Genomic DNA, 24,153 nt, shown 5'->3' on the forward strand with positions numbered 1-24,153 from the left:
TTGACTGCATGGTGCATCTCGCCATGGCCCCGAAAAGCAACAGGGAGTAATCGTGGACAGTCCCCAGCCCGCAGCACGCTCAGGCGGTGTTGTCGGCATCCTCGCCTTCGCGGGCATCGTGGCCGCGATCACGCAGACCCTGGTGGTGCCGCTGATCGCGGAACTGCCGAAGCTGCTCGACACCTCCGCGTCGAACGCCTCATGGGTGATCACCGCCACGCTGCTGGCCGCCGCCGTGACGACGCCTGTCGCCGGGCGCCTCGGCGACATGTACGGCAAGCGACGCATGCTGCTGACCTCTCTGATTCCGCTGATCGCGGGCTCGGTGGTCTGCGCCCTGTCGTCCTCCGTCGTCCCGATGATCGCCGGTCGCGGTCTGCAGGGCCTGGGCATGGGCGTGGTGCCCCTGGGGATCAGCCTCCTGCGCGACGTGGTGCCCGCCGAGAAGCTCGGCTCGTCCATCGCGATCATGAGTGCGTCCATGGGGGTGGGCGGCGCACTCGGCCTGCCCTTCGCCGCCGCGATCGCCGAGAACTCCAGTTGGCGGGTGCTGTTCTGGGTCGTCGCAGCCCTGGCCCTGGCCGTCGGCACGCTGATCTGGGTCTTCGTGCCCGGGGACCGCGAGAACAACGCCTCGGGCGGCTTCGACCTTCTCGGTGCCATCGGCCTGGGCAGCGCACTGATCTGCCTGCTGCTCGCCGTCTCCAAGGGCGCCGACTGGGGCTGGGGAAGCGGCACCACACTCGGCCTGTTCGCCGCCGCCGTCATCGTGCTGCTGGTCTGGGGCCGGTGGGAGCTGCGCATCAGTGATCCGCTGGTCGACCTGCGGGTGACCGCCCGCCCCCAGGTACTGATGACCAACGCGGCCTCGATCCTGGTCGGGTTCGCGATGTACGCCCAGTCCCTGGTCGTGCCCCAGCTGCTCCAGCTGCCCGAGGCCACCGGCTACGGCCTGGGCCAGTCGATGCTCGCCATGGGCCTGTGGATGGCGCCGGCCGGCCTGATGATGATGATCATGTCGCCGATCGGCGCCAAGCTCTCCGCCGCCAAGGGCCCCAAGGTCACCCTGGCCGTGGGCAGTCTGATCATCGGCATCGGCTACGGCATCTCCCTGCCGCTCATCAGCTCCGGCTCCACCTGGAGCCTGCTGGCCGTGACCATCGTCTGCAACACGGGCGTCGGCTTCGCCTACGGCGCCATGCCGGCCCTCATCATGGGTGCGGTCCCGCAGTCGGAGACCGCGTCCGCCAACAGTTTCAACACCCTGATGCGTTCGATCGGCAGCTCGGTCTCGGCCGCCGTGATCGGTGTGGTCCTGGCCCAGCTGACCACCGACTTCGGTGGTTACGCCCTGCCTTCCGAGAACGGCTTCCGCATCGCCATGCTGATCGGCTGCGGCGTGGGTCTCGCGGCCGCGGTCGTTGCTTCCCTCATCCCCGTGAGGGCGGCGGCACAACCGGGGTCCACCGTTTCCCAGCACCCGGCCTCCGAGGCGACCGAGGCCGAGGTCAAGGCCTGACCGGTCGGCCGACGCCCACGCAGAAGCAGGTTGCCCTGCCCCGTGACGGGGCAGGGCAACCTGCTTCTGCGTGGGCGTCGGCGCCGGTGAGTTCGCCTAGGCCTCTTCGCGCTGGTGGTACGTCTTGCGCGTGTGTTCCGTGTGCGTCCGCATGATCTCCGTGGCCCGCTGTTCGTCCCGCGAGGAGATTGCCGCGATCAGTGCACGGTGCTCGATCCAGGACTGGGTGCCGCGCTGACGGGCCACCGGGGTGTAGTACCAGCGGACCCGGCGGTCCACCTGCCCGGCAAGTTCGGCGAGGACGACATTGCCCGCCAGTTCCATGACCTTGGCGTGGAACGCGGCATTGGTGGCAACGGCGAGATCCACATCGTCGTCGGCGACGGCCTGCTCACCCTTGGCGCAGAGCTCTTCGAGCGCGGCGATACCGGCCGTGCCCGAGTTGGCCGCGGCCAACCGGGCGGCCTCGGCCTCCAGGAGCGTACGGACCGACAGCAGCTGGTCCGCTTCCTCCTCGGTGGGTTCATGGACGAACGCGCCCTGCGCGGGCCGCAGATCGACCCAGCCCTCGGTGTTCAACCGCTGCAACGCCTCGCGCACCGGCTGCCGGGACACGCCGAGGTGTCCCGCGAGTTCGCTCTCGACCAGATGCTGGCCGGGCCGAAGCGCACGCGTGGTGATCAGTTCGAGCAGCGCCTCATAGACACGCTCACGCAGCGGACCGGGCCGTTCCAGCTTCGGCACAGCCCCTTGCGGCAGTCCTGTGGACAACATCGCGGTCCCCCTCCGGGCGGCGAGCAACTGCTTATCGTCTACAGTCTACCGAGCACAATAGGGCTCAGGGGCAGCGGATCACCTGACCCGCGTACGAAAGATTTCCACCGAACCCGAAAAGCAGCACCGGAGCACCGCTCTCGACCTCCCCCCGCTCGACCAGCTTCGACAGCGCCATGGGGATGGAAGCGGCGGACGTATTGCCCGAATCCACCACATCGCGGGCGATGACGGCGTTGACCGCACCGATCTTCCGGGCGACCGGTTCGATGATCCGCAAATTGGCCTGGTGCAGTACCACCGCAGCGAGATCCTCGGGGGCGACCCCGGCCCGATCGCACACCTTGCGCGCGATGGGCGGCAGTTGAGTGGTGGCCCAGCGGTAGACGGACTGCCCCTCCTGGGCGAAGCGCGGCGGCGTCCCCTCGATCCGCACCGCACGCCCCATCTCCGGCACCGAACCCCACAGCACGGGACCGATTCCGGGCGCGGCGTCCGCATCACCCTGCGGATCCGCGACCACGACCGCGGCGCCCGCGCCGTCGCCGAGCAGGACGCAGGTGGAGCGGTCGGTCCAGTCGGCGATGTCGGCCATCTTGTCGGCGCCGATCACCAGCGCACGGGTCGCGGCGCCCGCCCGGACGGCGTGATCCGCGGTGGCGAGGGCATGGGTGAAGCCGGAGCAGACGACATTGATGTCCATCACGGCCGGCGAACCCATGCCGAGTCGGGCGGCGACCCGCGCCGACATGCTCGGTGACCGGTCCATGGCGGTGGAGGTCGCGACGAGGACCAGATCGATGTCGGTGGGGAGCAGACCGGCCGTGGCGAGCGCCTTGGCCGCCGCGTGCGCCGCCATCTCGTCCACCGGCTCGTCAGGGCCTCCCACATGGCGGGTCTTGATCCCGACGCGACTGGTGATCCACTCGTCGCTGGTGTCGACCATGGCCGCCAGGTCGTCGTTGGTGAGCACCTTGGCGGGCTGATAGTGGCCGAGCGCCACGACACGTGAGCCGGTCATGTAGAGGTTCCCCTCGCTACGTATGGCAGGAACTATCCAGTCTTGGTGGCTACCGCCCGGTACAGGTGCACGTGATCCCACAGGATTACCGGCCGCGGCTTGGAGGCTTGACGACACCCTTGACCCCTTTGAACACATACTGTAGACAATATTCAGTCGACTTGACATCGCCTCCTGTTCCCTCGCTCGGCCCCTTACCGAACGGAGAGCCCCCGTGAAGGTCGCAGTTGTCGGTACCGGTCCGATCGGCACCTGCGTCGGGGCCGCGCTCCGCCGAGCCGTCCCGGACGCAGACCACCACCGCGTGCGCCAACTGCGGCACGGGATGCAACGTCAGACTCCATGTGCAGGACAATGAGCTCGTCACGGTCACCTCACCGCACGACAACCCGGTGACCCACGGCAACCTCTGCATCAAGGGCCGTTTCGGCTTCCAACACGTACAGAATCGGGTTTAACCGCCATGGGACGGGTCACCGAGCGTCGCCGCACCATTCGCATCCGGGACGGGGTGGTCTCCACCCGCCCCGACACACTTGTCGCCGAGGAGCCTCTGGAGATCCGGCTGAACGGCAGGCCGCTGGCGATCACGATGCGTACGCCGGGCGACGACTTCGCACTGGCGGCGGGCTTCCTCGTCAGCGAGGGAGTGATCGGTGACGGCTCCGAGGTGCAGTCGATCGTGTACTGCGCGGGGGCCACGGCCGACGGCGTGAACACGTACAACGTGGTGGACGTGAAGCTCGCGCCCGGCGTACAGGTCCCCGACATCACGCTGGAGCGCAACGTCTACACCACGTCGTCCTGCGGGCTGTGCGGCAAGGCGAGCCTCGACGCGGTCCGCACCACGACCCGGCACCCGATCGCCGACGCTCCGCCGGTCCGGGTGGAGCCCGCGCTGCTCTCGGCGCTCCCCGACCGGCTGCGCGAGTCGCAGCGGGTCTTCGACCGGACCGGGGGTCTGCACGCGGCGGCGCTGTTCACCGAGACGGGGGAACTCCTCGACATCCGGGAGGACGTCGGTCGGCACAACGCGGTCGACAAGCTCGTCGGCCGGGCCCTGACCGACAACCGGCTGCCGCTGTCCCGGGCGATTCTGCTGGTGTCGGGGCGGGCCTCGTTCGAGCTGGCCCAGAAGGCGGTGATGGCCGGGATCCCGATGCTCGCCGCGGTCTCGGCGCCGTCGTCGCTCGCCGTCGATCTGGCGGCCGAGACCGGACTGACCCTGGTCGGCTTCCTGCGGGGTCCGTCCATGAACGTGTACGCGGGTGACCACCGCATCGCCCTGGAGGCGACGGTCGGCCAGGGCTGAGCCGCCCGGCCCGCCACACGGGTCAGGGACCGGCCGGCGGGGAGCGCCCCCTGCGCCGGCCGGCCCCGCCCCCGTGAGTACGTCGTAGGCCTGTTCGGGGGCGGCACGACGAGCCGTGGCGCCACGCCACCGGACAGCGACTCACGCCACGAGCAGGCCGGTCAGCCCACCGCCACCGGCTCCTCCGCCGCCGCACCGCTCGCCGGAGTCACGGACCGCTCCTGGCGCCCCTGCTGCGGGTCGAGCCGGTCGAGCCGGTCGCGCGAGCGACGCTTCGCGATCACCGCGCACACCATCAGCTGCATCTGATGGAAGAGCATCAGCGGCAGCACGGCCAGGCTCGCGTGCGCCCCGAAGAGCACGCTCGCCATCGGCAGCCCCGAGGCCAGGCTCTTCTTCGAACCGGCGAACTGAATGGCGATCCGGTCGCCCCGGTCGAAACCGAGCCGCTTCGCCCCGTACCAGGTCAGTGCGAGCATCAGCGCGAGCAGCGCCCCTTCGGCGACGAGCAGCGCGCCGAGCCGGGCCGGGGTGACCTGGTGCCAGATGCCGGCGACCATGCCCTCGCTGAACGCGGCGTAGACGACCAGCAGGATCGAGCCCCGGTCGACATAGCCGAGCACCTTCTTGTGGCGGGTGATGAATCCGCCGATCCAGCGGCGCAGCAACTGCCCGGCGACGAACGGCAGCAACAGCTGGACCCCGATCTTCAGCAGTGCGTCCGCCGAGAATCCGCCACCGCTGTTGCCGAGCAGCGCGGCGGCGAGCAGCGGGGTGAGGAAGATCCCTGCGAGCGAGGAGAAGGAGCCCGCGCAGATCGCCGCCGGGACGTTGCCGCGGGCGATCGAGGTGAACGCGATCGACGACTGGATGGTCGAAGGAACGAGGCAGAGGAAGAGGAAGCCGCTGTAGAGCTGGGGCGTCAGGACGTACGGAACCAGGCTCCCGCCCGCCAGGCCCAGCAGCGGGAACGCAACGAACGTGCAGATCAGGACGGTGAGATGGAGCCGCCAGTGCTTGAGTCCGTCGAGCGCCTCGGCGGTCGAGAGGCGGGCGCCGTACAGGAAGAAGAGAAGGGCGACCGCTCCGGTCGACGCACCGTCCGCCACATCCGCGGCGGCCCCGGACGCGGGCAACAACGCCGCAACCGCGACGGTGCCGATCAGCGCCAGGATGTACGGGTCGATCGGCAACCAGGACGGCAGCTTCAGGGTGCGGCGGCTCATGTGCTCCACGTGTTCTCTCGTTCAGGTCGTGCCCTCTCCATCTTGCTCTTGATCACCGCAATCGGGAATCCCGCATACCGCTCTCACTGTCATCACGCATCGCGATAACCTGACCTTATGTACGACCCTGCACAGCTCCGTACCTTTCTCGCCGTCGCCCAGACGCTGAGTTTCACCCAGGCAGCCCGTCGGCTCGGCGTGCGGCAGTCCACGGTGAGCCAGCATGTGCGGCGGCTCGAGGACGCGACGGGACGGCAGCTGTTCACCCGGGACACGCACCGGGTCGACCTCACCGGGGACGGCGAGGCGATGCTCGGCTTCGCCCGGACGATCCTGCAGGCCCATGAGCGGGCAGCGGCGTTCTTCACCGGGACCCGGCTGCGCGGCCGGCTGCGGTTCGGAGCCTCCGAGGACTTCGTGCTGACCCGGCTGCCGGAGATCCTGGAGTCGTTCCGCCGCGACCACCCGGAGGTCGAACTGGAGCTGACCGTGGAGCTCTCCGGGACGCTGCACCGGCAGCTGGCGGCGGGCCGGCTCGATCTGGTCCTCGCCAAGCGGCGGACCGGCGACACGCACGGTGAGCTGGTCTGGCAGGACGCGCTGACCTGGATCGGAGCACCGCACGTGCGGATCGATCCGGACCGTCCGGTGCCGCTGGTCCTCTTTCCGCCGCCGGGCATCACCCGGGCCCGCGCCCTGGAGGTGCTGGAGGAACACGGCCGTTCGTGGCGGGTCGCTTGTACGAGTACGAGCCTCAGCGGGCTGATCGCGGCGGCCCATGCCGGGCTGGGCGTGATGGCGCACACCCGCGGCCTCATCCCACCGGGACTGGCCCCGGTGCCTGCCAGGGCGGGACTGCCGGAGCTCGGCGATGTGGATTTCGTCCTGCTGCACGGCCGCCGCCGGGAAGCGGCCCAGGAGGCGGCGGACGCGCTCGCGGCGGCGATCCTGGCGGGAGGCGACCGGCTGATCCGCTCCGTCGGCGGGATCAACACGATCGGCGGCCGCGAGGGCGCGTGACCGAGGCGTACAGATTCGGTGGAGATTCCGGCGCAAGCTACTTACTCCTCCGTCAGATGTGCGCCCGAGCCCTGCCCATGTGGCCGGATATTTGTGGCTGACCTGTACAGATGCCACGCTTCCCGAAGCCTCCGGGCCCTCCCGCCGCGCCGTCCCATCAGGTAGCGTCACGGCGCTGTGCGGAGCGCCACAAGGAGCAGTTCATTGCGCGAGTTCACGGTCCCACCCATGGCGGCCGCGCCCCACGTCGGCGGTCTGGCTGATGTCGTCTTCGACTACCCGGAGGAGGACCCGCATCGGATTGCGCTCGGCCGGAAGGACGCGAGCGGACGCTGGCGTGACATCACCGCCGCGACGTTCCGTGACGAGGTGCTGGCCCTCGCCAAGGGGCTGATCGCCCACGGCGTCCGGTTCGGCGACCGGGTCGCCCTGATGTCCCGTACCCGGTACGAGTGGACGCTCTTCGACTTCGCACTGTGGACGGTCGGTGCCCAGTCCGTGCCGATCTACCCGACGTCCTCGGCCGAGCAGGTCTTCTGGATGCTGCACGACGCCGATGTGTCCGCCATCGTGGTCGAGCACGAGGATCACGCGATGACGATCGCCTCGGTGATCGACCGGCTGCCCGGGATGAGACGGCTGTGGCAGCTGGACGCCGACGCGGTGACCGAACTCGTCGACGCGGGCACCCATGTCGAGGACGAAGTGGTGCACCGGCACCGGCGGGCGGTGACGCCCGAGTCCGTGGCGACCATCATCTACACCTCCGGTACGACGGGCCGGCCCAAGGGCTGTGTGATCACCCACGCCAACTTCATGTTCGAGACGGACACCATGGCCGCCCGGTGGGAGTCGGTCTTCCACTCCAAGCCGGGCGACGAGGCCGCCACGCTCCTCTTCCTGCCACTGGCCCATGTCTTCGGCCGGATGGTCGAGGTCACGGCGATCCGCGGCCGGGTGAAGCTGGGCCACCAGCCGGAGCTGTCGGCGAAGGCGCTGATGCCGGACCTGGTGACGTTCCGGCCGACGTTCATCCTGGCGGTGCCGTACATCTTCGAGAAGGTCTTCAACGGCGCCCGGCGCAAGGCCGAGGCGGAGGGCAAGCTCGGGCCGTTCGACAAGGCCTTCGACGTCGCGGTGAGGTACGCGGACGCGATGGAGCACAAGGCCTTCGGAACCGGCCCCGGACCGTCGCCGGGGCTGCGCATGCAGCACCAGTTCTTCGACAAGGTCGTGTACAAGAAGGTCCGCGACGCGATGGGCGGCCGGGTGCGGCACGCCATGTCGGGCGGCTCCGGGATGGAGCGGCAGCTCGGTCTGTTCTTCGAGGGCGCCGGCATCACGGTGTACGAGGGGTACGGACTGACCGAGTCGACAGCGGCGGCCACCGCCAATCCGCCGGAGCGCACCCGGTACGGCACGGTCGGACAGCCGATCCCCGGTACCACCGTGCACATCGCCGAGGACGGCGAGATCTGGGTGTACGGCAGCAATGTCTTCGGCGGCTATCTGGGCGACCCGAAGGCCACCGACGCGGTGCTGTACGACGGCTGGCTGGCCACCGGAGACCTGGGTGCACTCGACGAGGACGGCTATCTGACCATCACCGGGCGGAAGAAGGAGATCCTGGTGACGTCGGGCGGCAAGAGTGTGTCGCCGGCTGGTCTGGAGGAGCGGGTGCGGGCGCATCCCCTGGTCGCGCAGTGCATCGTGGTCGGCAACGACCGGCCGTACATCGCGGCGCTGGTGACCGTGGACCAGGAATCCGTCGACCACTGGCTCGCCATGCAGGGTCGGCCGCCGATGAGGGCGGCGGACCTGGTGCGCGACCCGGATCTGGAGATGGAGGTCCGGCGGGCGGTGGTGGCGGCCAACACGGCGGTCTCGCAGGCCGAGTCGATCCGTACCTTCCGGATACTGGCGCATCAGTTCACCGAGGAGCACGGTCTGCTGACCCCGTCGCTGAAACTGAAGCGAAAAGCGATCGAGACCGCGTACGCCGCCGAGGTGGACGCGCTGTACCGGTGAGGCGTGCCCGGGGCACCGACCTGAATTGGCGCTCGCCGGGAATGCATCGGGGCCCTTGATCGTTGAACCCGCGTATACCAAACCGACGACGTAAGGATCGACCGCTCGTGAGCCAGGTCCCCTCCATCACCCTCAACAATGGCGTCGAGATGCCCCAGCTCGGTTTCGGTGTCTGGCAGGTGCCGGACACCGAGGCGACGAAGGCGGTCAGGACAGCCATCGAGTCCGGGTACCGGAGCATCGACACCGCCGCGATCTACGAGAACGAGCAGGGCACGGGCAAGGCCATCGCCGACTCCGGTGTCGCCCGGGAAGAGCTCTTCGTCACCACGAAGCTGTGGAACAGCCAGCAGGGCTACGACACCACGCTGCGGGCGTTCGACGCCTCGCTCGACAAGCTGGGTCTCGACTATGTCGATCTGTACCTGATCCACTGGCCGGTGCCCGCCAAGGACGCGTACATCGACACGTACAGGGCCTTCGAGAAGATCTACGCCGACGGCCGCGCCAAGGCCATCGGTGTCTCGAACTTCCTGCCCGAGCACCTGGAGCGCCTGATCGGTGAGACCTCCGTGGTCCCCGTGATCAACCAGATCGAGCTGCACCCGCAGCTCCAGCAGGCCGAGTCCCGTGCCTTCCACGCCAAGCACGACATCGCGACCGAGGCCTGGTCGCCGCTGGGTCAGGGCAAGGGCCTCCTGGAGGTCCCGACGGTCGTCGCCATCGCCCAGAAGCACGGCCGCACGCCCGCGCAGGTGGTGCTCCGCTGGCACATCCAGACGGGCAACGTGGTGATCCCGAAGTCCGTGACGCCGTCGCGGATCGCGGAGAACCTCGATGTGTTCGGCTTCGAGCTCGACGCCGACGACCTCGCCGCGTTCGCCGCGCTGGACGAGGGCAAGCGCCTCGGCCCGAACCCGGGCGAGTTCAACGTCGGCGCCTGAGCGCCGCCGCTCCTCGACCGCAACACGCGGAACCGCCGCCCGGCCTCGCGCCGGGCGGCGTCCGCATGTCCGAACCTGGAGGACCGTGCCATGAGCGGGGAGACCGCGCCCGTCGTCGAACCGGGCCTGTACCGGCTGCGCAATGTGGGCAGTGGGCTGCTGCTGGAGGTGTACGGCTCCGCCAAGGGCAGCGGCGCCAATGTGCAGCAGGGCAGCGAGAAGCGGGACGGAGCGGCTGCCCAGCACTGGCAGCTCTCACCGGTCCACGAGGGCGCCGCCCTCTACCATCTGACCAACGCGCACAGCGGCAAACGGCTGGACGTCGCCAACGCCTCCACGGAGAACGGCGCCAACGTCCAGCAGTGGAAGGCGAACAACTACGGCGCCCAGGAGTGGCTGCTCGAACAGCACCTGGATGCGCCGGGCACCGTGACCCTGGTCAGCTTCATCAGCGGACTCGTCCTCGAAGTGGCCGACGGCAGCACGGCGGACGGCGCCAACGTCCAGCAGTGGGACGACACCGACTCCCCCGGCCAGTGGTGGCAGTTGGAACCGGTGCCCCAGGACGGCCTTTAGGCACGCCGGGCCAGGTGGACCGTGCGCGCCGTGAGCAGGAAGACGTCCGGGCGGTGGCGCAGCCCGGCCGGGTCGTCGGGATCGAGCAGCCGGTCGAGCACGGCGAGGTCGTCGGCGGTGAGCGCGTCGGCGAGCATGTCGCGCCGCTGGGCGAATTCGGCGACGACATGGTCGCGGGCCTGGTCGGAGAGTGGTGCGGGCAGGTCGAGAAGGAAGGTGCGGGTGCCCTGCGGAGCCAGCCCCACCGCGGTGAACAGGGCGCTCCAGTCCTCGGTCTCCCGCTTGGCGTCCGGAAGGGACGCCCGCATCTCCTCGAACCAGTCCGCGGTCACCGCGTCGAGCCTCGCCTCCAGGCCCGGCCGGCCGAACCCGATGTCGCGCGGCAGCTGACGGGGTGGCAGTCCGCCCTCGACGAGGGCGACGGTGCCACCCGGGCGCAGCAGGCCGGCGAAACGGGCGAGGACGGCGCGCTGGTCACCCATGTGGTGAAGCGCGTTGCCCGCCCAGATCAGGTCCGCGTCCCCCAGCTTCGTCAGCTCGTCCGGGAGCTCCGCGTGCAGCGTGCGGACCCGGTCACCGAGACCGAGTCGTGCGGAGCGGGCCCGGGCCCGCTCCAGCAGTGCCGGGGTGCCGTCCACGGCGACGACTTCGGCATCCGGGAACGCCTCGGCGAGCAGGCACGCGATCACGCCGGGGCCACTGCCGATGTCGAGGACCCGGCGTACCCGCGGGGCGGTGGGAAGACCGGCGATCCAGCGGGCGGCCTCCTGGTACTGCGGGCTGCTGAGCTCGGCGTTCCGCTCCAGGATCGGGCCCATGACGTCCCAGTCGAGGTCGGTGGTGTCGTGGTGAGAGCCGTGCGCGGGACGGTCGTGCCCAGCGTGGGCGGTGTCGTGGTGAGAGCCGTGACCGGCGTGCTTCGTCATGCGCACCAGACTCGCCCGGTGTCAGGTGTCCGGCATAGCGTTGTCGCCGATTCGGCAAGCCGCGCCGCCCGGTCCTTCGGAGGACTCCGTCGCCGACGGCGGTCGCGCCACTCGTGCGCCAGGTACGTGCGCGCCGTCGGCGCGTCACGGCCCCGCTGTCAGTCCCGGCGGCGGAACACCAGCAAGCGGTACTCCGGGTCGCCGCGCGGCCGGTCCGGGTCGGGCAGGGCCAGCAGCGCCGTCTCGAGCCGGTCGGCCGCCGCGCCCGGCAGCTCCAGACGCGAGACGAAGTCGCCCCTGCGTACGCTTCGCGCCGCCGCCTGCGGTGTCCGCCCCTGTCCATGGCCGACGAAGCGGGCCTCCCCCACCACATCGAGCCCCGCTTCCGCCCCGTACGCGACGACCAGTTCCTCACTGTCCGACGGCTTCGGCCTCAGATAGGGGGCGAACGCCTCGTCGATGTCGCTGCCCACGTCGTGCGCCGCGTCCTTGTCGACCGTGGTGACGAACACCCCGCCGGGCCGCAGTACCCGGGCGGCTTCGGACACCACCGCCCGCACCTCCCCCGCTCCCCGCAGCAGATGCAGCAGCCAGACGGCGCCGACCGCGTCCACCGTCGCGGCGCCCACCGGCAGCCGCCGCCCGTCGCCGAGCGCCACCGCCCCGATTCGCTGCCGGGCGAGCCGCGCCATTCCGTACGAGGCATCGGTGCCCACCACCTTCAGTCCGGGCCGGGCCACCGCGATCCGCTGGGTGACCAGGCCCGTACCGCACCCGATGTCCAGCAGTGTGCGCGCGGACTCCGGGACGAGGCCCAGCACGGCGCGGGCTGCGGACTCGGCCCTGGGCACGCCGCCGCGGGTCGCGTCGTAGACAGCCGCCTCGGTGTTGTAGTCGAGCATGCGGACGACTGTAGGACACCGGCCGGACCCTGGTGGGGGCTGCCGGAAACCTACGGATACGCGAAGCCGGGGCTACGACCGACGGCGCGGCTTGCCTCGCTTGCCACCCTTCGGGCCGCCGGAACCGCCCCGTGGGCTCTTGCCGCCCGACTTGCCGGCCGCGGGCTTCCGCCGTGCGTCGCCCGCGTCGGGGCGCTTGCGCTGCTTCGGCTGGGGCGGGGTGGCGGTGCGGCCCCGGGAGCTGTTCACGGTCCGCCCCCGGACGATCCCGATGAAGTCCTCCACCATGTCGGTGGTCGCTTCCTCCGGCCACGACAGTGCGACGCGCGACTCGGGAGCGCCGGTGACCGGCCGGTACGTGAGGTCCTTGCGGTGGTGCAGACGCGCCAGCGACTGCGGGACGACCAGCAGTCCCACTCCTGCCGCCACCAGTTCGACGGCGTCCGCCGTGGTGGCCGGGCGCTCGTTCGCGGGCCGTCCCGGCGGACGCTCCCAGTCGAGGGTGTCGTCGAGGGGATGCAGCACGATCTCGTCGGCCAGATCCTCGGCGGACACCTCGTCGACCGCTGCCGCGATGTGGTCCTTCGGGATCACGACCACCGTCGTCTCGGTGTACAGGGGGATCGCGCTGAGGTCCGTGCGGTCGATCGGCAGCCGCACGAATCCCGCGTCGGCGCCGCCGCCCCGCAACACGTCGGATGCCTCCGCGGCGGTCACCGCGACGAGGGTCAGCGGGATCTCGGGCAGCCGCTCGTTCCAGATACGCACCCACTTGGTCGGCGTCACGCCTGGTACATACGCAAGCCGGAAAGAAGGGGGGATCTCGGAGCCTGTCACCCCGCCAGGTTACCGGTCGTGGTCGGAGGTATCGCACACGCTCGCTACTCTTGACACCATGACGTCGCACCAGACCACCCAGACCATGAAGCCCGCGACCGCGGCGAAGAAACTGGGTGTGTACCTCGAGGCCACCCCCGCCGAGTTCCAGGAGGGTGTCGTCTCGCGCAGCGAGCTCAACGAGCTGCAGGCCGATCCGCCCGAGTGGCTGCAGGAACTGCGGCGCAACGGCCCCCACCCCCGTCCGGTGGTCGCGGCGAAGCTCGGCATCTCCATCTCGGGTCTCGCGCGTGGCGGGATCACGGACGCCCTCACCACGGAGCAGATCGAGGCGCTGAAGCAGGAGCTTCCCGAGTGGCTGCAGAAGGAACGCGCCACCCAGGCCGAGGTCCGGAAGGAAGCGGTCCGCATCAAGGAGAAGAACGCGGAGAAGCAGGCGGAGCGGGACGACCGGACCGCCTGACCTCCGCTCCCCCGCGCTCGACGGTGGTGGACGCCGCCGGCACCCCGGCGGGCGGGCACACTCGGGCGGCGCGCGGGGAGGCGGTGGGGCGCGGTGGCACCCCTACGCGTCGGCTCGCCGCGCACCCCCGGTTCGGCGCGGCGCCCTGACGAGCGCGGCGCCCTGGTTCAGCCGCCGTGACATCGCGCTGCTCGGAGCCCCCGTTCCGTCACTGGCGTCACCTGAGTCTCGTCAGTGCGCGCCGTGCACCGTGGCGACCGCCTCCACCCGCGCCGCCAGCGTCATGTCCTTCTCGGTGACCACACCGCCCGCATCGTGCGTGTGCACCGCCAGGGCAACAGTGTTGTAGCCGAGCGTCAGATCGGAGTGATGGTTCAGCTCGTCCTGGATCTGGGCGACATGGACGGTCATTGCGGCGGCGGCGAAGTGCGAGGCGAGCCGGTAGGTGCGGGTGATCCGGTCACCCTCCAGCGCCCATCCGGGCAGCTCGCTCAGCCGGTCCTCGATCTCTTTCTGCGACAGCGGTTCGGTGGGCACGGGGCGGCTCCCTCACGAGGTCGGTTGCTGATGGGCGGTGGCGGTGACGTTACGGTCTCCGTATGACAACTGTCGCGCTAGACACGGGGGTAGGGCCACTGCTGCGCAGCTGGCGTCAGCAGCGACGGATCAGCCAGCTGGAGCTGGCCCTGCGCGCCGACTCCTCGGCCCGTCACATCTCGTTCATCGAGACGGGCCGTTCGCGCCCCAGCGAGGAGATGATCCTGCGGCTGGCCGATCATCTCGACATCCCGGTCAGGGAACGCAACGCCCTGCTGGTGGTGGCCGGTTACGCGCCCCGCTACGCGGAGACCGCGCTCGACGACCCGGCGATGGGCGCGCTGCGCGACGGCATGGAGCAGCTGTTGCAGGGGTACGACCCGTATCCGGCGCTCGTCGTCGACGGCACCTACACCGTGGTCGCGGCCAATCGAGGCATCGCGATGCTGCTGGAAGGGGTCGCGGAGCATCTGCTCGCCCCACCGCTGAACGCCATGCGGCTCACCCTCCATCCTCAGGGCCTCGCTCCGCGCATCCGTAACCTGCGGGCGTGGCGGGCCGATCTGCTGGCCCAGATGGAGCGTCAGATCGCGCTGGCCCGTTCGGCGGAGCTGCGTGAACTGTACGAGGAGGTCGCCGCCTATCCGGTGCCCGAGGACGCCGACGGTCACGACGAGCCGGCCGGGCCGCCTTCGGCGCTGTCGTTCGCGCTGCCGCTGGTGATCGAGCACCACGGGCGGGTGCTGTCGTTCGTCTCCTCCATCGCCACGTTCAACACGCCGATGGATGTCACGGTGGCCGAGTTGGCGATCGAGACGTTCCTGCCCGCCGATCAGGAGACCGCCTCGTATCTGAGGTCGCTCACCTCCTGAGGTCCGGCGCCACGTGCGTCCACGGCCGGGCGCGAGGTGTCACTTCCTGGCGAGGGGGCGGGTCCACGGGGCTTCGGCGCGGGCCAGGACGGTCGCGGCCGCGCTCGCCACGACCAGGATGACCGCGGCGAGCAGCACGGGCAGCGCCGGGTGTCCGTTCAGGACGGCGAGTGCTCCGACTGCGGCGCCGAGCAGCATGGCGCAGGCCGAGACGACCCTCCGGCCGGTCTTGTTGCCGGCTCCTCCGATGAGATGACTGTCTGCGGCGATGCCGGTGATGGTGAGGGTCAGCACGGTCGTGGTGAGGTCGGGGACCGCGAGGGCGCGGGAGACGGCGTTCTGCACGCCGAGGCCGAGGGCGAGCAGCACGATGAGGGTGAAGCGGGCCCCTCCCACGAACGGGGTACCGGACACCAGCGTGACGATCACGGCGGCCGCGACGCACACGGTCTCGGCGAGGAGCGCGTACTGGAGCATTCTGCCCCGGTGGGCGTGGGTGCGGTGCACGAGCAGGCCGCCGAGCAGCGCCCCGGTGGCGAAGGCGGCGAGCGCGACGAGCGAGAAGCCGGCGGCCCCGGCGAACGCGAAGCCGGAGAAGACGACGTTGCCGGTCATGTTCGCGACGAAGACCCTGCCCAGCTGCAGATAGCTGACGGCGTCGACCAGGCCGGTGACGACGGTCAGGGCGAGCAGCAGGGGCGGCAGCGGCCCGTGCCGGTCGGTCATGTCGGGCACGAGGGTGGCCCAGGCGTCACGCAGCATGTCGGGCATGGGCACGCTCCAATCACCGGGACCGAATCAGGATTGTGCCTTGACCGGGGTGCGGAACGCGGGACCGCCGCAGCGTGTGCCGCCCCCGCACCGCTGGGCGGGGGCGGCACACGTCGTCGGAGTGCGATGCGGTTATACGCGCGCCCCGTTGTCCAGCGGGTCCCGGCGTCTCGCCCCTGCGCCGGATGTGCGTCCGGAGGCGCGCTTGCGGGCGGGCGGCGGGGTCTTGGCTCTCTTCTCCAGGGTGAGCGCGACCGGTACGGCAGTCAGGACGGAGGAGTACGTGCCGACGCAGATGCCGATGAGCAGGGCGAGCGCGAAGTCCTCGAGGGAGTCGCCTCCCAGCACGGCGAGGGCGGCCAGGATGAAGAGGGCACCCATGCCGGTGTTGACGGTTCTGGGCACGGTCTGCAGCACGGCACGGTTGGCGATGGTCGTCACGGATTCTCGGCGTGCCTTCGCCCACAGTTCGCGGACCCGGTCGAAGACGACCACCGAGTCGTTGACGGAGTAGCCGATGACGGTCAGGAGTGCGGCCAGGAAGATGCCGTCGACGGTGCGGCCGAGCCAGGCGAACACGCCGACCAGCAGGATGACGTCGTGGACGAGCGTGGCGACCGATGCGAGGGCGAACGTCCAGCGGAACCGGACCGCCAGATAAGCGAGTTGTACGAGCACGGCGACGGCGAGCGCGATGATGGCGTTGCGCCGCAGTTCGTCGCCGAGGCTGGGGCCGATCAGTTCGTCGCGGACCTTGGTGGTGTCGCCGCCCTCCTCGGCGAGGGCGGCACGCAGGGCGTGCTCCTCGTGGTTGTCGAGGTCTCCCGTGCGTACGGACAGGTCGCCGGCGCCCGCCGTGGTCACCTCGGCGTCGCCGAATCCCGCTCCGGCCAGGACGGTGCGGGCGGTCTCCACGTCGACGGGCCGGCTCGTGGAGTACTCGACGAGCCGGCCGCCGGTGAACTCCACGCCCAGGTCGACACCCCGTACGACGATGCCGAGGCCCGCGACGGCGATCAGCACCGTGGAGATCAGCAGCCAGCGGCGAGGGGACCGGAACAGCTGCGGGTCACGGCGGGCCAGCCAGGTCCGTACCCGTCCGGGGCGTGCGATGCCGTTGACACCCCGGTAGTCGCCGACGAATCGTGAGCGGGACGCGATCTCGGTGAGGGCGCGAGCGATGACGAGCGCCGAGAACATCGACGCGAGAACACCGATGGCGAGCGTGACCCCGAAGCCCTTGACCGGTCCGGAGCCGAGGAAGAAGAGCAGACCGGCCGCGATCAGTGTGGTCACGTTGGAGTCGGCGACCGCGCTCCAGGCGTTACGGAACCCGGCGGTCATCGCGGAGCGCAGGGGACGGCCGGACCGTTGCGCGTACTCCTCTCTCGCACGTTCGAAGACCAGCACGTTCGCGTCGACCGCCATCCCGATGGCGAGGACGAATCCGGCGAGTCCGGGGAGGGTGAGGGTGACGCCGAGGGCGACCAGCGCGGCGTACGAGATGACCCCGTACGCGGCCAGGGCCGTCGCGGCGAGGGCGCCGAAGAGCCGGTAGACGAACGTGATGAAGAGGGCGGTGGCGGCGGCGCCGATGAGGGCGGCCCGGGCGCTGGCGTCGATGGCGGCGGCGCCGAGCGTCGGGCCGACGGTCCGCTGTTCGACGATCTCGACGGGGAGGGGCAGCGCGCCGCCCTTGATGAGCAGCGCGAGATCGCGGGCCTCGTCGGCGCCGAAGGAGCCGGTGATCTGCGTGGAGCCGGACGGCAGGCCGACGTTGCAGCCGACGGACGGGGCGACCTGGGGCGAGGAGATGACCCGGTCGTCGAGGACGATGGCGACCCGTCGCCGTTCGTCCTGAGCGGGATGGCAGGCGGCTTCGCCGGTCAGCCGGGTCCACTCCCGGCCCGCGTCCTTGTGGAAGTCGAGGGCGACGGTCCAGCCGGCGCCCTGCTGGGCGTCGAAGGAGGCCCCGGCGTCCTTGACGCCCGCTCCGGTGAGCCGGGCCTGGCCGAGAGCGAGAAGGCGGCCCTCCTCGTCGGGCAGCGACAGCCCTGCGGCCTTGCCCTTCTCCTGTTCCGTGCCTGGGCCCCGGACGGCGTGGAAGCTGAGCTGGGCGGTTCTGCCGATGACTTCGGCGGCCTTGCGCGGGTCCTGGACGTCGGGCAGTTCGACGATGATCCGGTCCTCCCCGGAACGGGTCAGGGTCGGTTCGGCGACGCCGAGCGAGTCGATGCGCCGGCGCAGCACCTCGAGGGTCCGGTCGGTGCTCTCCCGGTCCGCCTTCGCGGTGGCGGAGTCCTTGGCCTGGAGCACCATCCTGGTGCCCCCCTGAAGATCGAGGCCGAGTCTGGGTGACATGGTCAGCGTGATGAGCACGGAGACGAGCAGCACGGCCGCAGCCAGGACCGCTCGCACCGTGGTGGCGCGAGTCATGGAAATCCTCCGAGGGACGCCGGCCGCCCTCACCTCGGCGAGGACGCGCCGTCAGATCTGTCGAGCAGAACGGTGGCCGAGGGAACGGTCCGTCCTCGGAGGGCCCCGTACGCCGGGGAGCGCCACGCGGAAGCGGTCGGATGCGAAGGAGGGAACATCCACGGCCTGTTGCCGGGCGGGAAGCGGTGCCTGGATACGGAACGGCCCCGGCAACAGCGCGCCGCCGGGGCCGGGCGGCGGGAGCTGATGCTGGATGCGGATGTGGTCGGTGGCGACCCAGGGGCGGGGAACGGCCGGGAGGTCCGTGCGGTCGTGGCCGGTCGCCGTGGCCGTGCGGGGCGGCCGGGTGTCGTGCGGGGGGCCGGGGCGGGCGGTCAGGTCGGTGCGCCGGGCGGGCGTCGGGGCGGCGGGCGTGTGCGTGGTGGCGGACTCAGGACCGGACAGGGAGCGTGACGGGGTCACGCCTCCGGCAGCCGCAGGACCGGACAAGGAGCGTGGCGGGGTCACGCCTCCGGTGGCCGCGACGGCTGCGGACGCGCCGCCGACGACGGTGAGCACGACGAGAAGGAGCACGGCCAGGGTTCGACGGGCCGCCGTCGCGCGCCCTCGGCCGGCCGGGCTGTCCATCCACCGTCGCAGGGGTGTGTACCCCGGGGACGCCCCCGGGAAGGTGGTCACCTCACCGGGCCGGGCAGGGCGGGTGCCGCGCCGGCCTTCCGGAGCGCGGAGCCGAGGATCAGTCCCGCCCCGCGGACCACCGTGGTGGCCGGGTGGTCGGCGAGCCGCACCGGAACCCCGAGGCGGACCGCGATCCGGTTGGTGACGTCGGGGCGCAGCGCACCGCCGCCGGCGAGCAGCGGCCCCTTGCGGAGGGCTCCGAGTACCGCGCCGTGTCGGTCCTGCCGCCACATCTCCATGATCATGTCCAGTGCGGTGCGGACGACGGCGGTGGGCGGCTCATCGCGACCGAGGTCGCTGAGCCCGGTCTCGGCCTGGCGGGCGTCACGGACCATTCCGTCGACCAGGAGGGTGGCTTCGGTCAGCTCGGCGCCTATGTCGACGACGAGCAGCGGGCCGCCGTCCTGCGGTCCGGCGTAGGCGGCAGCGGCTCTCGCGCTGTCCAGCACGATGATGCTCGTCGTCCCGAGTGCGGCGAGCAGCTCCCGCACCTCGGCCCGGTGTTCGGGCCCGGCGAGTACCGGGTGGCTGAGGACGATCAGGGTCTCGCTCCGGTCGGTGCCCAGAGCCGTGGCGGCGATGCGGCTGAGAATCCGGCCGCAGGACTCGGGGTCGACGATGCGCCCGCGTCGGACGGGACGGCCGTGGCCGGACCCACTCTCGGGATCCCCGGACTCGGCGTCGGTGACGATGCCGAGTCCGGGGATCCAGGCGCGGGTGCAGGAACTGCCGAGGTCGAGGGCGAGTCCGCGGGTGACACCGCGGTATCCCTTGCGGATGGACCGGCCGTGCCGCCGTCCGTTGTGCGGAGAATGCATCTTCCCTCACCCCCCGGCCTGCCGCAGCAGCCGTTCACACACACGTCGACCCCCCGATAGCGAGGCACGACCGAGCCTTCACTATGCAATAAGAAGGCAAAGAAAGCCACTATCAGGCAAAATCCAAGGGATCGGCGCGCCCGTCCGTCCACCCCCGCGTACGGGCGCTTGAGTGTTCCACCCCTCACACCTCCGACGGCAGGAACTCGGCGATCAGCTCGGCGAACTCGTCCGGCGCGGCGATCCGTACGCCGAGGTCCTCGGCCTTGGTGCGCTTGGACCCGGCCTTCTCCCCGGCGACCAGCAGTGTGGTGCGCTTGGAGACGCTGGACGAGGACTTCCCGCCGGCCCGCTCGATCAGTTCGTTCATCTGGTTCCGCGAGAGCTTCTCCAGCACCCCGGTCATGGCTCCGGTGACCACCACCGTCATCCCGTCCAGCGGCCGCTCGGCCGCCGCCTCGCCGTCCGCGGCGCCCTCCGCGTCCTCCTCACCGGGCTCCGGCGGCGGCGTCGCACCGGGCTCGGCCATGTTGACCCGGGCGGCGACCAGCTTCTCGATCAGCGGGGCGAGCTCCACCAGCTCCGCGACGACGGCGGCGGCCTTCTCCTTGCCGATGCCGTCGACCTGCTGGAGCGCATCGGCATCGGCGGCCCGGATCCGGTCCATGGTCGCGAAGTAGCGGGCGATCCGCCGTGACATGGAGCGCCCGGTGCCCCGCACCCCCAGTGCGCAGAAGACCCGGGAGAGGGGTTGGCTGCGTGCCGTCTCGATGGCGGCCAGCAGATTGTCGGTGCTGGTCTCGCCCATCCGCTCCAGCCCGAGCAGCTGCTCGCGTTCGAGCGTGAAGAGATCGGCGAAGTCGGCGACGAGGCCGGCATCGACGAGCTGGACGACGCGGGTCGCCCCGAGCCCTTCGATGTCGAGCTGGTCCCGTCCCGCTGCGTACGAGATGGAGGCGACCAGTCGGCAGTCCCGGCCCCGGACACAGCGCCAGCGCTGCTCACCGGTGTCGATCTCGGAGCCGCACTGCGGGCAGGTTTCCGGGAAGACGATCGGCTTCTCGTCGCCGGTCCGCAGATGGGCGACGGGCGCTTCGATACGGGGGATGATGTCGCCGGCCTTGTAGACCATCACCCGGTCGCCCAGGCGGAGATCACGGCGGGTGATGTCGGCCGGGTTGTGCAGCGTGGCGTAGCTGACGGTCGATCCGTCGATCTCGACCGGCTCCAGGACGGCGCGCGGCGCGATGATGCCCGTCCTGCCGACGTTCCATTCGACGGCGAGGAGCCGGGTGACCTTCTCGACGGCCGGGAGCTTGTACGCGATGGCCCAGCGCGGCGCCCTGGTCCCCGAACCGGCATCGCGCTGGTCGGCCGCGAGATCCGCCTTGATCACGATGCCGTCGATTCCGAACGGCAACGAGGCGCGCAGCGCGGCGACTTCCTCGACCCGCGCCTGCACCTCCTCCACGGTCGTGACGGTGCGTGGCGCCACGTCCGTGTCCGCCGCTGTGTGCACACCGAGCCCGGCGACGTACTCCAGGACCTCGCTGTGCGGGAGTTCGGCCAGGGTGCCGGTCAGCTCGCCGGACTCGCGCAGCGGCAGGGCACCGTACGCGAAGAACGTCATCTCGACCGTGTAGGGGCGGTCCTTGGCGCGGAGGGTTCCCGCGGCGCCGTTCCTCGGGTTGGCGAAGGGGGCACCGCCGTGCTCGGTGCGCACGGTGTTGGCGTGTTCGAACTGCTCGTTCGTCATCAGGATCTCACCGCGTATCTCGATCGTCACCGGTTCGCCGAGCTGTTCCGGAAGCCCGACGACGGTGCCGATCGCGTGCGACACGTCCTCTCCCGCGGTGCCGTCGCCCCGGGTGATCAGGCGCTCCAACCGGCCCGACCGGTAACGGGCGGCGACCGCGAGTCCGTCGAGCTTCGGCTCCACGGACCAGGCGGCCACCGGTCTGCCGATCCGGCGCTCCAGGGACGCCGTCCAGGTGACGAACTGCTCGGCGGAGAACACGTTGTCCAGGGAGAGCATCGGCACCGTGTGCGGCACGTCCCCGCCCGCGGCGCCGCCGGCCACCTTGCCGGTCGGCGAGGCGGCCAGCACGTCCTGCGGATGCGCCTCCTCGTACGCGGCGATCCCGCGCACCAGCCGGTCGTACGCGTCGTCGTCGATCGTGCTCTCGCCCGCGGCGTAGTACGCGGCGGCGGCCGCCGAGGCCTCTTCGACCGCGGCGGCGTAGGTGGCGGCATCGGCGAGCACAACAGCTGAGTTCGTCATGGCCCCCATCCTGCCGCCCACCACTGACAACGCCGCTCAGCCGGCCGCCGGCAGGGTCCCGCCGCCCGCCTGGCCGGCGTCATCCTCGTCGTGGGGCGTCAGCGGCACCTGCGGCCCGGAGCACTCCCGCAGCCAGCGCCGCAACACCTCGTGCACCTGCTCGGCCCCCACCAGCTCCGCGTCCGGCTCCGCCGATGCGTGGGAGGCCACCGGATCCGACATGGAGCGGGGCCAGAGCAGGAACGGCCGTGACTGCCGACCACCGAGTCCGCCGTGCGAGCCGATCTGTTCCTCGAAGGCGTGCACGCAGCCCGTGTCCGGGTCGTACATCGAGTTGACCATCACATCGGCGACGTGCGGGAAGGTGTCGGTGCGCCGCACCGCGGCCGCCGCACCCGGGCCGAACGGGGCCAGTGGGCCTTCCCCGTCCTTCAGTTCCGACACCGGGATCTCGGCGCCGCCGCGCCCCAGCACGACCGATCCGTGCCGCTCGCTGCGGACCAGCAGGAAGCCGATGCCGGGGTGATCGGCGAGGGTGCGGAGCAGCGCGGGGTGGCGGCGGTCGAGCTGTTCGCGGGCCGCGCGTCCGTCGATGTCGGGGAAGGAGATCAGGCCGAGGTTGCCGGAGGCCAGGACAATCGGGTCCGACGGGGGTCCGGCGTGCTCCATCGCCCTCCCCTCGACGGGCCGGTGCAGGGCGATCCGTACCGCGTCACGCGCCTCCGAGGCACTCTTCGTGTGCTGCGCCCGACGCGGCACGGGCAGCCCGCAGCCCGCCCGCACCAGGTCCTTGAGCGTCAGCCCGTACACCCCCGCAAAGGTCTCCCCCGGGCTCTGTCCGTGATCGGAGAGCAGCACGATCCGGTAGGTGCGCGGGGTGTGTTCGGCGACCTTGACGATCAGGGCGAGGGAACGGTCCAGCCGCGTCAGTACCTTCTCCGCGTCCCGGCTGTGCGGCCCGGAGTGGTGCGCCACTTCGTCGTACGCGACCAGGTCGGCGTAGACGGCGGTGCGCCCGGCGAACATGTCGCCGATGACCGCGGCGACCACCACATCGCGTTCGACGACGGTCGCGAAGGCGCGGATGAAGGGGTAGAGGCCGCCGCGCTTGATCCGGGGCGTGTCCTTCCGGAGCCTTGCCCGGGTCGACTGGACGATCTCCCGGACGACCTCGGCGACGAACGACAGCGCGGTACGGACGGCGTTGGCCGGGTCGGAGAAGTAGGCGAAGTAACCGGCCCGTGAGCGGCGTCCCTTGCCGCGCCGTGCGGCCATCGACAGCACGAGCGCGAGCTGGTCGGCGCCACCGCTGAAGAGATTGCCGCGGCTGGCTCCGTCGAGGGTCAGCAGCCCGCCGTCACGGGTGCGCACGATGGCGCGCCGTTGCAGTTCGAGGGCGCTCGCGGGTCTGCTGGAGACCATGACGTCGCCGGTCTCCTTCTCGTACCAGCGGAAGGCGGGTATGTCGTAGTTGCTGCCGTGCAGAATGCCCAGCTGGCTGGCGCCGGTCTGGCTGGACCAGTCGGTGCGCCACGGGGTGAGCCGGTGGCTCGACCCGTCGCCGAGCCAGTGCGCGACGGTGGGCATCAGACCGTCGGCGGCGGCCCGCGCGAGGACGTCGTGGCCGACGCCGTCGAGCTGGATGAAGACCGTTCCGGGCGGTTCACCGCGACCTGTGTCCAAGCCCCGGCCCGTGCCGGTGCGACGACGGCGCCGGTCGGCCAGGCGCGAGAGTCTGCGGCGGTAGGCGTTGTCGTCGCGGACCGCAAGCGCGGTGGATGTCGCGGAGGCCACGGCGGACATCACGGCGGCGACGACGACCGCGGTCTCCGGGTTGGCGGCGCCGCGCCCGTCCGGGGTGAGTCGCAGGGCGACCAGCAGCAGCGAGCCGTTGAGGAAGAAGACCAGCATCCCCAGGACGAAGGCGGGCACGATGAGCAGTGCCCGTACGAGAGCCGGCCAGACCAGCGCGGAGAGCAGACCGAAGGCGCCCGCGCCCCAGGCGGCCGTGAACGCGATCCTGGTGATGCTGTCACCGTTGTCCGACTGGAGCTGGAAGTCCGGCAGAATCCCGGCGAGCGCCAGCATCGTGAGGGTCGAGACGGCCCACACCACGATCACCCGCACGAGGGCGCTGCCGGCCGTTCGCCATCGCCCGTCACTCACGCCGTTGCCACCTCACACGTCCGGGCCGCCATACTGCCGAGGGCCC

21 protein-coding genes and 1 pseudogene are annotated in these 24,153 nt (G+C 70.9%); 9 read left to right on the top strand and 13 right to left on the bottom strand.

Translation table 11 applies throughout. The annotated features are described in order from the left end of the window. Nucleotides 1–52: 52 nt before the first annotated feature. Complete coding sequence (locus tag OG963_RS10285; protein WP_093778965.1) at nucleotides 53–1,519, top strand: MFS transporter; 1,467 nt, start codon at nucleotides 53–55, stop codon at nucleotides 1,517–1,519. A gap of 96 nt (nucleotides 1,520–1,615) precedes the next feature. Here OG963_RS10285 and OG963_RS10290 read toward each other — a convergent pair whose 3' ends face one another. Continuing rightward, a complete protein-coding gene (locus OG963_RS10290) occupies nucleotides 1,616–2,293 on the bottom strand; it encodes a GntR family transcriptional regulator (RefSeq protein WP_030916204.1) in 678 nt (225 codons plus the stop codon). 64 nt (nucleotides 2,294–2,357) lie between these two features. After that, on the bottom strand, nucleotides 2,358–3,314 hold the full coding sequence (locus OG963_RS10295; RefSeq protein WP_093778963.1) for a beta-ketoacyl-ACP synthase III: 957 nt from the start codon (nucleotides 3,312–3,314) through the stop codon (nucleotides 2,358–2,360). Between the two features lie 275 nt (nucleotides 3,315–3,589). Here OG963_RS10295 and OG963_RS10300 point away from each other — a divergent pair. Together OG963_RS10300 and fdhD are read left to right on the top strand one after the other, a co-directional pair. Beyond that, nucleotides 3,590–3,772: pseudogene (locus OG963_RS10300) on the top strand (Fe-S-binding domain-containing protein); the annotation flags it as partial. 5 nt (nucleotides 3,773–3,777) lie between these two features. Next, the gene (fdhD, locus tag OG963_RS10305) at nucleotides 3,778–4,626 is read left to right on the top strand and encodes a formate dehydrogenase accessory sulfurtransferase FdhD (protein WP_093778961.1); all 849 of its coding nucleotides are present in this window, start codon (nucleotides 3,778–3,780) and stop codon (nucleotides 4,624–4,626) included. Nucleotides 4,627–4,787: 161 nt separating this feature from the next. Here fdhD and OG963_RS10310 read toward each other — a convergent pair whose 3' ends face one another. After that, nucleotides 4,788–5,852 (bottom strand): bile acid:sodium symporter family protein, encoded by a 1,065-nt coding sequence (locus OG963_RS10310; RefSeq protein WP_093779055.1) that lies wholly within the window; start codon nucleotides 5,850–5,852, stop codon nucleotides 4,788–4,790. A gap of 117 nt (nucleotides 5,853–5,969) precedes the next feature. Between OG963_RS10310 and OG963_RS10315 the strand changes: the two genes are divergently transcribed. The 4 genes from OG963_RS10315 to OG963_RS10330 all read left to right on the top strand — a co-directional run bounded on the left by OG963_RS10315 (nucleotide 5,970) and on the right by OG963_RS10330 (nucleotide 10,420). Beyond that, the gene (locus OG963_RS10315; protein WP_093778959.1) at nucleotides 5,970–6,872 is read left to right on the top strand and encodes a LysR substrate-binding domain-containing protein; all 903 of its coding nucleotides are present in this window, start codon (nucleotides 5,970–5,972) and stop codon (nucleotides 6,870–6,872) included. 228 nt (nucleotides 6,873–7,100) lie between these two features. Then, nucleotides 7,101–8,900 carry a long-chain fatty acid--CoA ligase gene (locus OG963_RS10320; protein ID WP_030916221.1) on the top strand — a complete coding sequence of 600 codons (1,800 nt, stop codon included), beginning with the start codon at nucleotides 7,101–7,103 and terminating at the stop codon, nucleotides 8,898–8,900. A gap of 107 nt (nucleotides 8,901–9,007) precedes the next feature. Beyond that, nucleotides 9,008–9,844: an aldo/keto reductase gene (locus tag OG963_RS10325; RefSeq protein ID WP_093778957.1), complete on the top strand. Its 837-nt coding sequence runs from the start codon at nucleotides 9,008–9,010 to the stop codon at nucleotides 9,842–9,844. Between the two features lie 90 nt (nucleotides 9,845–9,934). Continuing rightward, entirely contained in the window at nucleotides 9,935–10,420 is a 486-nt protein-coding gene (locus OG963_RS10330; protein ID WP_093778955.1) for an RICIN domain-containing protein, read from the top strand. On the opposite strand, the gene OG963_RS10335 is transcribed toward OG963_RS10330, so the two are convergent. From OG963_RS10335 to OG963_RS10345, 3 genes are all read right to left on the bottom strand, one after another. Beyond that, nucleotides 10,417–11,346, bottom strand: a complete 930-nt coding sequence (locus OG963_RS10335; protein WP_093778953.1) for a trans-aconitate 2-methyltransferase — start codon at nucleotides 11,344–11,346, stop codon at nucleotides 10,417–10,419. The genes OG963_RS10330 and OG963_RS10335 overlap by 4 nt on opposite strands. 158 nt (nucleotides 11,347–11,504) lie before the next feature. Beyond that, nucleotides 11,505–12,248, bottom strand: a complete 744-nt coding sequence (locus OG963_RS10340) for a class I SAM-dependent methyltransferase (protein WP_319328212.1) — start codon at nucleotides 12,246–12,248, stop codon at nucleotides 11,505–11,507. A 72-nt stretch (nucleotides 12,249–12,320) separates the two neighbouring features. After that, nucleotides 12,321–13,085 carry a LysR family substrate-binding domain-containing protein gene (locus tag OG963_RS10345; RefSeq protein WP_093778949.1) on the bottom strand — a complete coding sequence of 255 codons (765 nt, stop codon included), beginning with the start codon at nucleotides 13,083–13,085 and terminating at the stop codon, nucleotides 12,321–12,323. 58 nt (nucleotides 13,086–13,143) lie between these two features. On the opposite strand from OG963_RS10345, the gene OG963_RS10350 reads away from it, so the two are divergent. Further along, nucleotides 13,144–13,548: a DUF5997 family protein gene (locus OG963_RS10350; protein ID WP_030916239.1), complete on the top strand. Its 405-nt coding sequence runs from the start codon at nucleotides 13,144–13,146 to the stop codon at nucleotides 13,546–13,548. A gap of 231 nt (nucleotides 13,549–13,779) precedes the next feature. Here OG963_RS10350 and OG963_RS10355 read toward each other — a convergent pair whose 3' ends face one another. Continuing rightward, nucleotides 13,780–14,085, bottom strand: coding sequence for a 4a-hydroxytetrahydrobiopterin dehydratase (locus OG963_RS10355; protein WP_093778947.1), 306 nt, complete (start codon nucleotides 14,083–14,085; stop codon nucleotides 13,780–13,782). A 62-nt stretch (nucleotides 14,086–14,147) separates the two neighbouring features. On the opposite strand from OG963_RS10355, the gene OG963_RS10360 reads away from it, so the two are divergent. Then, on the top strand, nucleotides 14,148–14,957 hold the full coding sequence (locus tag OG963_RS10360) for a helix-turn-helix domain-containing protein (protein ID WP_030916246.1): 810 nt from the start codon (nucleotides 14,148–14,150) through the stop codon (nucleotides 14,955–14,957). A gap of 39 nt (nucleotides 14,958–14,996) precedes the next feature. On the opposite strand, the gene OG963_RS10365 is transcribed toward OG963_RS10360, so the two are convergent. The 6 genes from OG963_RS10365 to OG963_RS10390 all read right to left on the bottom strand — a co-directional run bounded on the left by OG963_RS10365 (nucleotide 14,997) and on the right by OG963_RS10390 (nucleotide 24,107). Beyond that, nucleotides 14,997–15,728 (bottom strand): YoaK family protein, encoded by a 732-nt coding sequence (locus OG963_RS10365; protein ID WP_371798794.1) that lies wholly within the window; start codon nucleotides 15,726–15,728, stop codon nucleotides 14,997–14,999. A 132-nt stretch (nucleotides 15,729–15,860) separates the two neighbouring features. Continuing rightward, a complete protein-coding gene (gene secD / locus OG963_RS10370) occupies nucleotides 15,861–18,164 on the bottom strand; it encodes a protein translocase subunit SecD (protein ID WP_319328219.1) in 2,304 nt (767 codons plus the stop codon). Between the two features lie 51 nt (nucleotides 18,165–18,215). Then, the gene (locus OG963_RS10375; protein ID WP_319328222.1) at nucleotides 18,216–18,791 is read right to left on the bottom strand and encodes a hypothetical protein; all 576 of its coding nucleotides are present in this window, start codon (nucleotides 18,789–18,791) and stop codon (nucleotides 18,216–18,218) included. 47 nt (nucleotides 18,792–18,838) lie between these two features. Then, complete coding sequence (locus OG963_RS10380) at nucleotides 18,839–19,660, bottom strand: rod shape-determining protein (protein ID WP_093778941.1); 822 nt, start codon at nucleotides 19,658–19,660, stop codon at nucleotides 18,839–18,841. A 184-nt stretch (nucleotides 19,661–19,844) separates the two neighbouring features. Then, nucleotides 19,845–21,950, bottom strand: a complete 2,106-nt coding sequence (ligA, locus tag OG963_RS10385; RefSeq protein WP_371798795.1) for an NAD-dependent DNA ligase LigA — start codon at nucleotides 21,948–21,950, stop codon at nucleotides 19,845–19,847. A 27-nt stretch (nucleotides 21,951–21,977) separates the two neighbouring features. Further along, nucleotides 21,978–24,107 (bottom strand): alkaline phosphatase family protein, encoded by a 2,130-nt coding sequence (locus OG963_RS10390; protein ID WP_319328229.1) that lies wholly within the window; start codon nucleotides 24,105–24,107, stop codon nucleotides 21,978–21,980. Between the last annotated feature and the right edge of the window lie 46 nt (nucleotides 24,108–24,153).

This window comes from Streptomyces sp. NBC_01707 (assembly GCF_041438805.1).
Classification (GTDB): Bacteria; Actinomycetota; Actinomycetes; order Streptomycetales; family Streptomycetaceae; genus Streptomyces.